This window comes from Corynebacterium provencense (assembly GCA_900049755.1).
In the GTDB taxonomy this organism is placed as follows: Bacteria; Actinomycetota; Actinomycetes; order Mycobacteriales; family Mycobacteriaceae; genus Corynebacterium; species Corynebacterium neomassiliense.
The window spans coordinates 1,398,163-1,410,674 of record LT160593.1 but is presented as its reverse complement, the minus strand read 5'-3'; the positions used below and the strand labels follow the sequence as shown (position 1 = coordinate 1,410,674).

Genomic DNA, 12,512 nt, shown 5'->3' with positions numbered 1-12,512 from the left:
ACCGTTCGGTTGATGTGAAGTCAGGTGACCCTTGGTTAGCCTCGGTGTTGCACGATGTCAGAGGACCCCACTTGACGGAGGAACTGATCATGACCACGGCGTCCACCACCCTTCCCGTCCCCAGTCTGTCCGACCGGCTCCGCGAGGAGACGCGCCAGGCACACGACAGGGCGGAGCACTCCGCTTTCATGGTGAAGCTGCTCGCAGGTGAGCTGGACGCTGACGCCTTCACCGCGCTCCAGGAGCAGGCCTACCTGTTCTACACGGCGCTGGAGGAGGCTGTGTCAGCCTGCGCGGGTGACCCCCGCCTCGCCGGTGTCGCTGACCGACGGCTCGACCGCCGGGCGGCACTTGTCCATGATCTCGGGGTGCTTCACGGCACCGTGGATGCGGAGCCCCTGCCCGAGACTGCCGCATACGTCGCCGAACTGCAGCGCATCGGCCGGGACCGTGACATCCCGGCACTGATCGCCCACCACTACACCCGTTACCTGGGTGATCTGGCGGGCGGCCAGGTGATCGGCCGTCTGATGGGGCGCCACTACGGCGTCCCCTCGGACGGCCTCACCTTCTATGATTTCCCGCACGCCCCGAAACCCAAGGTGTACCGGGACGGGTATCGGGCCGCACTTGACTCCTTGAATCTCACCCCTGCGGAACAGACCGCCCTGCTCACTGCGGCGGGCAAGGCGTTCGCATTCAATTCGGGGGTCTTCCAGGGCCTGGAGCGAACCAGGATGTAACTTCCCGTGAGGTCAGGGTATGCTCACTTCTGTTGTGTCGTCCTCAGGAAGAGTCAGGGCGACGGTGACAGTCCCCGGCCACGGCAGACCGGCAGTCAAGGAAAGGCGGCGGAACAGTGGAGATGAGAGAGACACTGGCGGCGGACGGACACGCTGACCGTGTCGCTGCCGCCGGAGACCTGGTGGACGCAGTCTCCTCCGCGGCAGTGGACTGCGTGGGCCGCTCCGCCGTGGTCCGCCGCCTCTCGGCGGGTGAACTCCCCTTCGCCGGGCGGGCCGCCTGGCTGGAACAGCACTGGGAGGGGCTCAGGATCCTCCGGGACTGCCCCCTGGTGCCGGTACCCGTACGTCATGAACTGACCACGACCACCGACCGGCTGAACACCGCACTCGACCGCGCCCATGCCGGAGCCCGGTGGCGGGACCGTCATGTCACGATGCCGTCGATGTTCACTTTCCGACGTCACGTCACCTCGCTGAAAGACGCCGGAGATCTTCTCGGTCTTACTGCGGAAGCCCATGTCCGTCTGCTGTGCGCAGGGGTGGGCTCAGGAGTGGCAGGCGCAGAAAGCCACACCCGTTCGACCTCGGCGGTGAGGTCGGTGCTGTGCTCCCTGGTCACCGACGACGAGGATCTGGAGCGGCTCTCCGAGGAGCTCAGCGCGGGCCTGTTCATGGTGATGCAGCACGGCTCCGACGTCTGCCGCGCCTACCAGGGGGCAGGCCCGGACCAGATCTGCGCGGTCACTGTCGCGACGATCCGGCACGCACTGCGGTGAGTGCCCACCATCCTGCCGTGCCGGCGACGAGAAGTACCCCGAGATTTCGCAGCGCAAGGACACCCACCGCCACCGGGGAGGGCGGCACGGTGAGCATCCAGTCGTAGTAGACGGGATAGACGAACGTCGTGAGCAGGGCGGTGGCCAGAACTTCCACGGCGAGTACCGTGACAATCCTCCTCCGGCAGAACACCAGTGCCACCGCTGTAAGAGGTGCCAGCCAGGTGATGTACTGGGGCGAGAACACCTTGTTCGTCGCAATCAGCAGCGCCACCAGGGTGAGGCTGAACGCCAGCGCCTGCTCCGGCGACCAGTCGTCCCGGACCAGTCGGCACACGGCCCAGGACAGGGCGACCAGCACGGTGACCACCGTGGCGACTGTGGCGACCGTCGTCATCGTCGCAGCACCGGGGCCGGTGATCTCGAAACTCTTGGACGCCGCGTAGCTGATACTCCACCGCAGGTCACCGTCGGCGGCGAATGACGCTGCGACCATGACCGGGGTGGCCACCAGCGACTCGATCTGCAGGCCCCTGTCGGACTGGTAGTCCAAGGGGGACAGCAGCACTTCCACCCCTGCCACCATGCCCGTGACAGCCGCCACCACCACCAGTGAGCCCAGGAACCAGAAGACCCGCACCCACGTCGACCGTCGCCGCGCTCCGCCGACCAGTGCCGCACCGAGGACTCCGGGCCACAGTTTCATCATGGTGGCGACGGCCAGGACAACAGTCGCAGCCCGTCGGGCCACCGGCGTGCGCGCGAAGAGCAGCGCAGCGAACACCGCGACGGCCACAGAGGGGAACAGGTCGAGCCGTGACAGTATGACAGGCCCCGACAGGCCGACGAAACCCACCCAGAACCAGGCGGCTCTCAGCCCCCTCCCGCGCTCGACATGAACGAGCCAGCCGGTGAACAGTGCGGAAGCGAGGACACAGAGCGCCATGAACCACCGGACGTAGGCGTCCTCGTCACCGGGGAACAGTGCCACGAGACGGGCGGGGAGCGTGCCGAGGACCGGATACTCGGTCATCGCACCCTCGGCTGTTCCCAGTGCGCCCGAGCGGTAGTACTTGATGTCACCGGTGGACGTGTCGAAGCGGTCGATCCACACCAGAGGGATCGCGTGCGCGAACACCCACGCCAGCCAGAGCACCGGGCGTCGGTGGTGTACCGGGGCGTCCGCGTCCGCCGAAGCGCCGGGCCGGGAATCGGATCTGAGTCGGGTCACGGACCCTGATGGTATCCGCCCCTGGCCCGTGACCGGGTTCCGACACCACCGTGGGGCGGGTGATTTCCATCCCGACCGTCCCCGGGAGGCGATGCGGGGGGCCCGGGTCTAAGCTGGCTACACGTGCAAGTATCCGCATCCGCCGCAACACCGAACGACCGCCTGACCGGTCGGGCCCTGACCGTCTGGTCTGCGGGCATCCTCGCCTACATCCTGGCGATCACAGGACGCACCTCACTCGGGGTCGCCGGTGTGGAGGCCATGGACCACTTCGGCATCTCGGCGTCCCGGCTGGCGGTCTTCTCCTCGGTGCAGGTGGGCGTCTACGCCCTCGCCCAGATACCCACCGGCATGCTCATCGACCGACTGGGGCCACGCCGGATGCTCGTCGTCGGCGCGCTGATGATGGGCGTCGGTCAGGTCCTTCTGGGCGCCACCGGGTCCTACCCGGTGGCGATTCTCGCCCGGGTGATCATCGGTTCCGCCGACGCCACCGCATTCCTGTCCGTGATGCGGATCCTTCCGGCGTGGATACCCATGCGACGGACGCCGCTGTTCACCCAGCTCACCGGAAGTCTCGGCTACATCGGTCAGTTCATCTCGGCGGTGCCGTTCACCGCTCTGCTCCACGCCCACGGCTGGGAGGTCTCGTTCGTGAGCCTGGGCGCCACCAGCGTCCTTGTCGCTGTCCTGGTCCGGGTGGCGGTACGTGACACCCCGACGCAGCGGGACGGGTCCGTTACTTCTGCGGCGGAGACGGGGAGGCGGGACGGCAACGGTCCCGGCATCGCGGGAGTGCTCTCGTTCGTGTTGCGCCAGCCCGCCTGCTGGCTCGGCTTCTTCATCCACTTCACCCTCATGAGCCAGATCGTCTTCACTCTGCTGTGGGGTAAGCCGCTCATGACCCTCGGCATGGGGCTGTCGGACGCCCAGGCCTCTGCGGTGCTGGTGATCAACATGGTGGTCAGTGTGCTGGTCGGCCCGCTGGCGGGGATCATCTCCGCGCGCTCAGGTCGGCGACGGCCCTTCGTCGCGCTGGGGGCCACTGTTGTCGTGGCACTGAGCTGGGTCGTGTTCTTTCTTCCCGACGCCCCCCGAGGGTTCGCCGCGGTGATCGCGATGAACATCATCCTGCCCGCCATGGGCCCGGTGGCGAACTTCGGTTTCGACACTGTCCGTGAGGAAATTGACCGGCGGTTCACCGCCACTGCGACGGGACTGTCGAACATGGGGGGGTTCGTCGCCGCGATGGTCGCGTCCCAGGCGGTCGGTTTCATTCTCGACGCCTCCTCCGGCAGCGGAGACTACACCTGGGATGATTTCAGGTACGCCTGGTTCGTCGCCGTGGGGGCGGTGTGGGTCGTCGGCGTCGTCGGACTCCTCGTCAGCAGGCGGGCCATGACCCGCTGGAGGGCGGGCAGGGACGCTCAGACAGTGACTGGGCGGCGGTGACTGGGCGGCGGTGACTGGGCGGCGGTGAGTGTGCGGCAACCTCAGTACGTCGGAAGCTCCGGGTGGAGGTCGTGGACCCAGGCGAGAATTCCCCCGTCAAGGTGGGAGGCGTTCTCCTCCCTTGCGGCGAAGTAGGGTGCCGTTGCGTCCATGGCCTGCCCGGACCGGCCTCCGGACTTGCAGTAGAACACCACGTCTCTGCCACGCGCCTGGTCAGGAAGGGCGTCGACACCCCGTTTCATCAGGTCAGCCAGGGGGACGGCCACGGCACCGGGAATACTGACGATGTCGCGCTCCCAGGGTTCCCGGACGTCGACGAGGGCAGCTCCGGTATCCAGCACCTCTCCCAGTTCTGCCGGGCGTACGGTCGGATGCGGCGCGGCCGCGCAGACTGCGGCAGTGCCGTCGTCCACGGCGGTGACAGGGGGCGCCGCAGGGTCGGGGAGGATCTTCAGCTCGCGGAAGGTCATTGCGAGTCCGTCGTGGATGAGCAGTCGTCCGTAGAGCGGCGTGCCGGTTCCGGTGACCAGCTTCACCGCCTCCGTGACCATCAGTGCACCCACCGTCCCCGGCAGCGAGCCGACGACCCCGCCGGCGGCGCAGCTGGGTACCTCACCGGGAGCAGGAGTGTCGGGGTGCAGGTCCCGGTAGCTGATGCCGTCGTGGTCAGGACCGTTCCAGAACACAGACAGCCTGCCGTCGAACCTGAGGATCGAACCCCACACGCACGGGGTGTCGGTGAGTGTGCAGGCGTCCGAGACGACGTAGCGGGTCGCGAAGTTGTCCGCCCCGTCCATGACCAGGTCGTAGGCCCCAATGATGTCCACGGCGTTGTCTGCGGTCAGTCGGGTGTGGTGCTGTTCCACGGTGACGAGGGGGTTGACCCGTGCGACGGCGTCCGCGGCGGACTCCACTTTGGCTCGGCCGATGTCCGGGGTGCCGTGGACGACCTGACGTTGCAGGTTCGACACGTCGACCGTGTCGTCGTCGATGACCCCTATCGTCCCCACCCCGGCGGCGGCCAGGTAGAGCAGGGCAGGGGATCCCAGACCCCCGGCCCCGGTGACGAGCACCCGCGCATTCTTCAGACGACGCTGTCCCTCGGGACCGATCTGGGTGAGGGTGAGGTGACGGGCGTACCGGACGAGCTCGTCCCGGGTGAGCTCGGGGGCAGGGTCGACCAGCGGCGCGAACGGCAGGGACTTCGGGTTCACAGTGCCTCGTCCTCCCTGCCGCTCCCGGTGTCGATGCGGCCGTCCATGGGAGAGGACGCCAGAGCGCCGTCGGCCCATGACCGTCTCGGGATTCTGCCGGCGTTGCGGGCCAGGCGTCCGGCCTCCACCGCGAGTTTCATCGCGGTGGCCATCGATGCGGGATCCTGTGCGCGGGTGACGGCGCTGGCGAGCAGCACACCGTCGCAGCCGAGTTCCATGGCCAGCGCGGCGTCCGAGGCGGTGCCCACTCCCGCGTCGAGGATGACGGGCACGTTCGCACGTGCACAGATGAGTTCGATGTTGTGGGGGTTGAGAATTCCCAGCCCGGTACCGATCGGAGCTCCCAGCGGCATGACCGCCACTGCTCCGGCCGATTCCAGTGAGCGGGCGACGGCCGGATCGTCGGAGGTGTAGGCGTACACCTCGAACCCGTCCGCGGTGAGCTGCTCGGTGGCGTCCACCAGTTCGATGACGTCGGGCAGTAGGGTGCGGTCGTCGGAGAGGATCTCGAGTTTCACCCGGTCAGTGCCGAGGGCCTCACGGCCCAGCCGGGCGGTGAGCAACGCGTCCCGTGCCGTGTAGCAGCCGGCGGTGTTCGGCAGGACATCGATCCCCAGCTTGTTGAGCAGGCCGAACAGTGAGGTTCCGGTGGTGGGGTTGAACCGTCGGAGTGCGACGGTGGTGAGCTCGGTGCCGGAGGCGACGAGGGCGTCCTCGAGTACGGTCATCGACGTCGCACCCCCGGTACCCATGATGAGTCTGGATTCGAGGGTGGTGGTTCCGATGGTCAGTGACATGTGGCTGTCTAGCCTCCCTGCATGGCGGTGATGATCTCGACTTCCGCGCCGGCCGCCGGCACGGTGGTGGACCAGCGGCTGCGTGGTACGACGGCAGCGTCGACGGCGACGGCGACGCCCAGCTGGTCGGATTCCGGGTCGTGCCCGGTGATGTCGGCGACGATGTCGGCGACAGTGGTTCCGTCGGCCCACCGGCGGTCGTGGCCGTTGACGGAGATGGTCAGGGCGGTCATGGTGCTGTCCTTTCCCGGGGTGTCCGGTGTCCGTTCGACGGGTCCCCGGATGCAGAGTCCACAACTGCAGGGTCTGCAGTTCTCCGGGGGTCGGTGGCGGCGAGTATTCCGGCGTCCTGTTCAGTCGGTGCGGTTCCGAGTACCAGGCCTGCGGCGAGGTGGCCGCCGAGCGGGGCGAGCAGGATCCCGTGGCGTGAGTACCCGGTAGAGATGACCAGACCGTCGACGCCGTCGAGGCGGCCGATGTAGGGCAGGTCGTCCGGGGTGCCAGGGCGTGCCCTGGCGAGGATTTCGGTGAGTTCGAGGTCAGCTGCCCCGGGGACGAGGACCTGTGCGTCCCGCAGCAGCTGGTAGGCGCCTTCGAGGACGACCCCGTCGAAACTGTCCTCTCGCTCGGTCGCTCCGATGACGATCTCACCGTCGGTGCGAGGGACCAGGTAGACGGGTCGTCCGTCGACCATGCCCCGTACCGTACGTTCCAGCAGGGGAGGACGCCCCGGACGCAACCGGGCACGGAGAATGTCCCCGTGCACCGGCCGGAGTTTCACACAGTCGGCCTCCGGCAGTCCTCCGACCGTGGCGAGGGACACGCCCGGGCACAGCAACGTGGTCCCGGCGGTGATGACGGTACCGTCGTCGAGGCGCACCCCGGTGACAGCGCCGGTGGCGTCCTCACCGGCGCGCAGCACCTCGACTGCCCGCCGTCTCAGGAGGATGAACGGCGGCCCCCCGGCGGCGGCGGACGTCTCCAGCGCCTCGATGAGCGAGGGGACCAGGCGGCGGGGGTTGATCTGGTGGTCCCCGGAGACGAGGAACGCCCCCGATATCGTCGGTGACAGTGCCGGTTCCAGGCTCCTGGCCTGGCGGGTGGTGATGCGCTCCACTGTCATTCCGGCGGCCCGCTGGACTTCGGCGAGGGCGGAGAAATAGTCCCTGTCACCAGGGTGTGCACCGATGTCGAGGGTGGGGGTGTCCCGGAAGCCGACATCGTGCCCGAGCAGGTCGGTGAGTTCCGCGACGAGCGGGGGGTACATGGCGGCCGACGTGGTCATCAGGGTGCGCATCGTCGTGTGCTGGTACATCACCTCGCTCACCGCGGCGATCATGCCCGCGGCGGCGCGGCTGGCGCCCATACCGGGTTCAGGGTCCACGACCGTGACCGCCTGGCCTGCCTTGTGCAGGTTCCAGGCGGCGGTGAGACCGGCGACCCCGGCTCCCACGATGACGGTGTCCGGTCCCGTGGATGTGTCCATCAGCTTCCTTTCCTCCGGCGGCATGATCCGCGTCAGGTGTGGACGGTCGACCGGTGCTCCGGTCCTCTCAGCCCCGCATGGTGGTGGTACCGGAGGTACGTCCACCGTCACAGGGGCTCCCGTAGTTCGCTTACGGCTACCATTCCACCATATGAGCCCTCTGCGAACTGCTGCCACCCCCGACCGTGACCTCCGCCGGCGTCGTCTCAGACTGCTGCGGGAGTCGAAGCTCTATCTGTGCACCCCCGCCCGCGGTGAGCGGGGAGATCTCCGGGACTTCCTCCACGCCGTGTACGAGGGTGGAGTGGACATCGTGCAGCTGCGCGACAAGTCGATCGACACCTGTGACGAGATCGCGGCACTGGAGGTGCTGGCCTCGGTGGCGGCGGAGCACGGCAAGCTCTTCGCCGTCAACGACCGTGCGGATGTCGCCGCGCTCGTCGGTGCGGATGTCTTCCATGTGGGTCAGGACGATCTCACGGTGTCCCAGGCGCGTGAGCTGCTGGGACCTGATGTCCTGGTGGGACTGTCGACCCATTCGGTCCCACAGGCCGGGGACGCCGTGACCGACCCGCAGCTCGACTACTTCTGCACCGGACCGTTGTGGGAGACACCGACGAAACCGGGTCGCGCCGCCACCGGTCTGGAACTGGTGTCGGAGACTGCGGCGATGTTGACGGGGGCGCCCGAACCCTGGCAGCGGGAGAAGGTGTGGTTCACCATCGGAGGCGTCAACGCGTCGACGTTGCCCGAGGTGCAGGCGGCGGCAGGGGAGGTTCCGGTCCGCGCGGTCGTCGTCAGGGCTCTCACGGAAGCGGAGGACCCGAGGTCGGCGGCGGAGGAGCTGCGGTCACTTCTGGGACATGATCGGCGCTGACAACGGTGGTGTCTGCCCGGTAACATCTGTCTATGGACACCATCACCGACACCACACCACAGGCTCCCGAGCGTCTCCCCGTGATCCGCCCCGAGAGGGCCGACGGTTCCGACACCGGGGCGATCCGGGCACTCACTGCCGAAGCATTCGCACCCCCGGGCAAAGCGGTGGCGCCTACGTCGGCGCGGGGGAGGGGAGCGGTGGTCCGCGAGGCGGGGATCATCGACGCTCTGCGGGAATCGGGGGCACTGAGCTACTCCCTTGTCGCGGTTCACGCAGGGCGGATCGTCGGCCACGCGGCGGCGTCCCCGGTGACCCTCGACCCGGATGACGGGGGACGGTGGTACGCGGTCGGACCGGTGTCCGTTCACCCGGAATTCCGACGTCAGGGCACCGGGTCCGCTCTCATGAGGGCACTTCTGGACCTGCTGGTGGTGTACGGGGCATCGGGGGTGGTGCTGTTCGGTGACCCGTCGCTCTATTCACGGTTCGGCTTTGAGCCCCGCGACGGGCTCACCCTGGCAGGACCCGGCCCGGGTGCCTCACAGCAGTTCCAGGCACTGCGACTGGACGGTGAACCGGGCGTCCCGACAGCGACGGTGACGTACCATCCGGCCTTCGGAGATGACCGGCCGGAGCGTTGATTCCCGGGCACGGGTCTCAGGCCCGGATTTCACTCACCGGCCGGTCTCCGTCGACGAACTCCACGGTGTGGTTCTCCGGGAGCTTCTCCCGGCCGGCAAGTTCAACGATGACCTGGGCGACCAGTTCACGGGAGGTCTTCGTCTTCTCCCGGGGAAGACCGGAGGAAGGATAGTCGAAGCCACGGGCGGGGTCGGAGGTGAGTGCGGCAGGTCCGAGGATGACGTAGTCCAGGCCGGTCGTGGAGTTCAGGCGGTCGTCGACGGTCTTCTTCGCTTCCGCGTAGGGGTGGAAGGAGTCGTCCTCGGGAACTGAGTGGGTGGTGGCGCCGAGATAGGAGACATTGATGTAACGGGGTGCCCCACCTGCGTCCCGGAGTCGTTCGAGGGAGTCCACCACTGCGAGCGCGGCGTCCCTGTCGACGGCGTATGTTCTCTCCGCGGAGCCTCCGCCGGCGCCGGCCGACCATACGACGACATCGAAGCCGGAGAGCAGGTCATCCCACTGTGCAGGGGTGAGCCCGGTGATGTCGCGTACGAGTGGTTGCGCCCCCAGTGCCTCGATGTCCAGGGCCTGGTCGGGGTTCCTGATCAGCGAGGTGACCGCGAACCCGCGGTCCACGAAAAGCGGTGCGGCCAGCAACGCGATTTTTCCGTGGCCGCCGATGACGAGAACTTTCGGCATGTGGTGCTCCTGTCTTCCGGGTACGGGCAGATCATGGCCGGGGCTGTGATGACCCGGCTGTCTCCGGTGCAACCGCACCGGTGCGTCAACTATTCCTGACCGGTCAGGCCGGCGCGGTGGCGTTCACTGTTCCTGCTCCCGCCTGGCGAGCTCGCGCAGCCCCGGGGCGACGGAGGCGATCTGGCTGAGAAGCCGGTTCAGGTCCTGTCCGTCTCCGACGAGAGTCAGGTTCGCCGACCCGAGGGCGTCGGACAGGGAGGCGATCATTTCGGGCATCTGGTCGACCATCTGCTTGTCGATGATGACACCCCGGTTGGATGCCACCGCAGCGGAGGTGATGCGCAGCGCCTCGGCCTCCGCTTCAGCCTCGATCCGCTTGCGCTGTGCCTCCGCCTCCGCCGGTTTGACGACCTCGGCGAGCAGTTCCTGTTCACGCAGGAGTGCCTGTGCCGCGGCCAGGTCGGACTGTTTCGCAACGACGAGACGGTCCGCCTCCGCCTTCGCCAGCGGGCCGGACGCCTCGGCCTCCGCCTTCGCCTGGGCGGTCTGCTTGGTGTTCTCGGCGGTGAGTAGGTCGGTGTCCCTCTGGTACTCCGACTTCAGGCGTGCGGTCCGCTGCCGCTCCTCCTCGATCTCGGCGTCCCTGCGGGCTTCGGCGACCGCCGCCTCCCGTTCGACGCGGGCGAGCTCGGGGGCAGACAGTGAACGGATGTAGTTGTTGTCGTCGCTGATCGAACTGATCTGGAAGGAATCGATCTGCCAGCCGAGCTCGGCCATCTTCGGCTCGGCGTTGGTGAGTACGTCCGAGGCGAGACGCATTCTGTCGGAGATCATCTCTTCCACGGTCATCTGTCCGATCATGGCCCTGGTCTCGCCTCCGAAGATGTCGTAGGCGGCCCGGAGAACCTCTTTCCGGTCGGTACCCTCGAAGCGGCTGGCGGCCCTGGTGATGTGCTCCTTGTCCGGTCTGACCCGGAAGACGACGGTGGCCTCCACCGCGACCTCGACATTCTGGGCGGAAGGTGCGGCCACGCGGACCTGGACGGTGTTTGCGCCGATGTAGAAGCGCTGGACGCGGTGGAGCAGCGGGACAGACCAGGCCCCTCCTCCGACGACGATGCGGTAGGGGCTGTCAGGACTGCGGTGACCGAAACCTCCGCTGACGAGAATCGCTTCGGTGGGTTTCGGCACGTCGTAGAGCATCTGTGTTCTTATCCTTCCGCTTGTCTGCCGGCTGAGGAACGGTCACCGGTCGTGTGAGGACAGGCTATCAACCCGACGGACACCCCCGGGTGGATCTGTGCGGCCCGGGGGTGGCTGAAAGAGAATTCAGGAAAAGCGTCGACCCGGTCACCGGTGCCGGGTAGTGTCCTGACGTACCGATAGCGGTCAGTGACCGGTATCGACCCAATTGTCGGATGTGAGGAATAACACCAGTGAAGTTGGAGCTCACCCCGGAGGAGATCGCGTTCCGTGACGACCTCCGAGCCGTCTTCCGGGAAGTGCCGGAGGACATCGGCGTCAGATACCGGGCAGGCCGGACCACCAGAGAAGACATCGTCGAGACCCAGAGAATTCTCAACAGGCACGGGCTCGCGGTACCACACTGGCCGGTCGAGTACGGCGGACAGGACTGGACCCCCACCCAGGCGCACATCTACACCAATGAGCTGCAACGTGCGGGAATACCGGAGCCCCTCGCCTTCAATGTCGGCATGGTGGGCCCCGTCATCGCCAACTTCGGCAGCAGGGAACTCCGGGACAGGTTCCTCGCCCCGACCGCCAACCTCGACATCTGGTGGTCACAGGGTTTCTCCGAACCTGGGGCAGGATCCGATCTGGCAGGGCTGAAGACCACCGCCGTCCGTGACGGGGACAGCTACATCGTCAACGGCCAGAAGACCTGGACGACCCTCGGCCAGTACGGGCAGTGGATGTTCCTTCTGGCACGTACCGATCCCGGGGCCGACAAGCCCCAGAAGGGCATCTCCTTCCTCCTCGTCGACCTGGACACCCCCGGTATCGACCGCCGTCCCATCCGTCTCATCGACGGCTCCGTGGAAGTCAACGAGTTCTTCTTCACTGACGTGCGGGTGCCGGCGGAGAACCTCGTGGGAGAGGAGAACAAGGGCTGGACATACGCCAAGTTCCTCCTGGGCAACGAACGTAACGGGATGGCACAGGTGGGGACCAGCCAACGCATGTACACCGCGCTGGTTTCGACGGCCGAGAACAGGACGATCGCCGGTCGTCCGCTGACACAGGACCCGGAGTTCCGGCGCCGTCTGTATGCGGTGAAACTCCGCCTCACGGCCCTGGAGTCCACCATGCTCCGGATCACCGCCGCCAGTGAAGGTGGCCGGCCGAGTCCGCTGTCGTCGCTGCTGAAGATCGAGGGTTCCCGCATCATCCAGGAGCTCGACGATCTCGCCGTGGCGGTCCTCGGTCCGGACGCCGTGGAGATCACCGGCGTCACCGGGAAAGACGCCGCATTCCCCGGAGACGCCGTCGTCGAATACCTCAACCACCGGAAAGTCTCCATCTACGGCGGCACCAACGAGGTGCAGGCCGGGGTCATCGCCAAGGCGATTCTGGGTCTCTAGGAGG

General features: G+C 67.2%; 13 protein-coding genes. 6 read left to right on the top strand and 7 right to left on the bottom strand.

Features of this window, described 5'->3' with window-relative positions; all coding sequences use genetic code 11:
* Nucleotides 1-89 precede the first annotated feature (89 nt).
* Together BN3906_RS12760 and BN3906_RS12755 are read left to right on the top strand one after the other, a co-directional pair.
* Nucleotides 90-743, top strand: coding sequence for a biliverdin-producing heme oxygenase (locus BN3906_RS12760; protein WP_066590009.1), 654 nt, complete (start codon nucleotides 90-92; stop codon nucleotides 741-743).
* A 122-nt stretch (nucleotides 744-865) separates the two neighbouring features.
* Entirely contained in the window at nucleotides 866-1,522 is a 657-nt protein-coding gene (locus tag BN3906_RS12755; protein ID WP_066590007.1) for a hypothetical protein, read from the top strand.
* Here BN3906_RS12755 and BN3906_RS12750 read toward each other — a convergent pair.
* Complete coding sequence (locus tag BN3906_RS12750) at nucleotides 1,488-2,753, bottom strand: hypothetical protein (RefSeq protein WP_261797020.1); 1,266 nt, start codon at nucleotides 2,751-2,753, stop codon at nucleotides 1,488-1,490. The two genes, BN3906_RS12755 and BN3906_RS12750, sit on opposite strands and share 35 nt — an antisense overlap.
* Nucleotides 2,754-2,876: 123 nt before the next feature.
* Here BN3906_RS12750 and BN3906_RS12745 point away from each other — a divergent pair, with 123 nt between their 5' ends.
* Nucleotides 2,877-4,205 (top strand): MFS transporter, encoded by a 1,329-nt coding sequence (locus tag BN3906_RS12745; RefSeq protein ID WP_066589110.1) that lies wholly within the window; start codon nucleotides 2,877-2,879, stop codon nucleotides 4,203-4,205.
* A 41-nt stretch (nucleotides 4,206-4,246) separates the two neighbouring features.
* Here BN3906_RS12745 and moeB read toward each other — a convergent pair whose 3' ends face one another.
* The 4 genes from moeB to thiO are packed head-to-tail and all read right to left on the bottom strand — an operon-like array spanning nucleotide 4,247 to nucleotide 7,702.
* Entirely contained in the window at nucleotides 4,247-5,419 is a 1,173-nt protein-coding gene (gene moeB, locus BN3906_RS12740) for a molybdopterin-synthase adenylyltransferase MoeB (protein ID WP_066589107.1), read from the bottom strand.
* Complete coding sequence (locus BN3906_RS12735; RefSeq protein ID WP_066589103.1) at nucleotides 5,416-6,216, bottom strand: thiazole synthase; 801 nt, start codon at nucleotides 6,214-6,216, stop codon at nucleotides 5,416-5,418. Before BN3906_RS12735 ends, moeB begins: the two co-directional genes overlap by 4 nt.
* 8 nt (nucleotides 6,217-6,224) lie before the next feature.
* Nucleotides 6,225-6,449 (bottom strand): sulfur carrier protein ThiS, encoded by a 225-nt coding sequence (gene thiS / locus BN3906_RS12730; protein WP_066589101.1) that lies wholly within the window; start codon nucleotides 6,447-6,449, stop codon nucleotides 6,225-6,227.
* On the bottom strand, nucleotides 6,446-7,702 hold the full coding sequence (thiO, locus tag BN3906_RS12725; protein ID WP_078057441.1) for a glycine oxidase ThiO: 1,257 nt from the start codon (nucleotides 7,700-7,702) through the stop codon (nucleotides 6,446-6,448). Before thiO ends, thiS begins: the two co-directional genes overlap by 4 nt.
* A 151-nt stretch (nucleotides 7,703-7,853) precedes the next feature.
* Between thiO and thiE the strand changes: the two genes are divergently transcribed.
* Both thiE and BN3906_RS12715 read left to right on the top strand, forming a co-directional pair.
* Nucleotides 7,854-8,579 (top strand): thiamine phosphate synthase, encoded by a 726-nt coding sequence (gene thiE, locus BN3906_RS12720; RefSeq protein WP_066589099.1) that lies wholly within the window; start codon nucleotides 7,854-7,856, stop codon nucleotides 8,577-8,579.
* 32 nt (nucleotides 8,580-8,611) lie between these two features.
* A complete protein-coding gene (locus BN3906_RS12715) occupies nucleotides 8,612-9,223 on the top strand; it encodes a GNAT family N-acetyltransferase (protein WP_066589096.1) in 612 nt (203 codons plus the stop codon).
* 16 nt (nucleotides 9,224-9,239) lie between these two features.
* Here BN3906_RS12715 and BN3906_RS12710 read toward each other — a convergent pair whose 3' ends face one another.
* Complete coding sequence (locus BN3906_RS12710; RefSeq protein WP_066589090.1) at nucleotides 9,240-9,905, bottom strand: NAD(P)H-binding protein; 666 nt, start codon at nucleotides 9,903-9,905, stop codon at nucleotides 9,240-9,242.
* 123 nt (nucleotides 9,906-10,028) lie between these two features.
* A complete protein-coding gene (locus BN3906_RS12705; RefSeq protein WP_066589087.1) occupies nucleotides 10,029-11,108 on the bottom strand; it encodes an SPFH domain-containing protein in 1,080 nt (359 codons plus the stop codon).
* Nucleotides 11,109-11,341: 233 nt separating this feature from the next.
* On the opposite strand from BN3906_RS12705, the gene BN3906_RS12700 reads away from it, so the two are divergent.
* A complete protein-coding gene (locus BN3906_RS12700) occupies nucleotides 11,342-12,508 on the top strand; it encodes an acyl-CoA dehydrogenase family protein (RefSeq protein ID WP_066589084.1) in 1,167 nt (388 codons plus the stop codon).
* Nucleotides 12,509-12,512: the final 4 nt, after the last annotated feature.

Bases quoted from the DNA above. Each gene is read 5' to 3' on its own strand.
- thiO (WP_078057441.1), bottom strand. From the start codon at position 7,702: ATGGACACATCCACGGGACCGGACACCGTCATCGTGGGAGCCGGGGTC.
- BN3906_RS12755 (WP_066590007.1), top strand. From the start codon at position 866: ATGAGAGAGACACTGGCGGCGGACGGACACGCTGACCGTGTCGCTGCC.
- BN3906_RS12760 (WP_066590009.1), top strand. From the start codon at position 90: ATGACCACGGCGTCCACCACCCTTCCCGTCCCCAGTCTGTCCGACCGG.
- thiE (WP_066589099.1), top strand. From the start codon at position 7,854: ATGAGCCCTCTGCGAACTGCTGCCACCCCCGACCGTGACCTCCGCCGG.
- thiS (WP_066589101.1), bottom strand. From the start codon at position 6,449: ATGACCGCCCTGACCATCTCCGTCAACGGCCACGACCGCCGGTGGGCC.
- BN3906_RS12735 (WP_066589103.1), bottom strand. From the start codon at position 6,216: ATGTCACTGACCATCGGAACCACCACCCTCGAATCCAGACTCATCATG.
- BN3906_RS12715 (WP_066589096.1), top strand. From the start codon at position 8,612: ATGGACACCATCACCGACACCACACCACAGGCTCCCGAGCGTCTCCCC.
- BN3906_RS12710 (WP_066589090.1), bottom strand. From the start codon at position 9,905: ATGCCGAAAGTTCTCGTCATCGGCGGCCACGGAAAAATCGCGTTGCTG.
- BN3906_RS12705 (WP_066589087.1), bottom strand. From the start codon at position 11,108: ATGCTCTACGACGTGCCGAAACCCACCGAAGCGATTCTCGTCAGCGGA.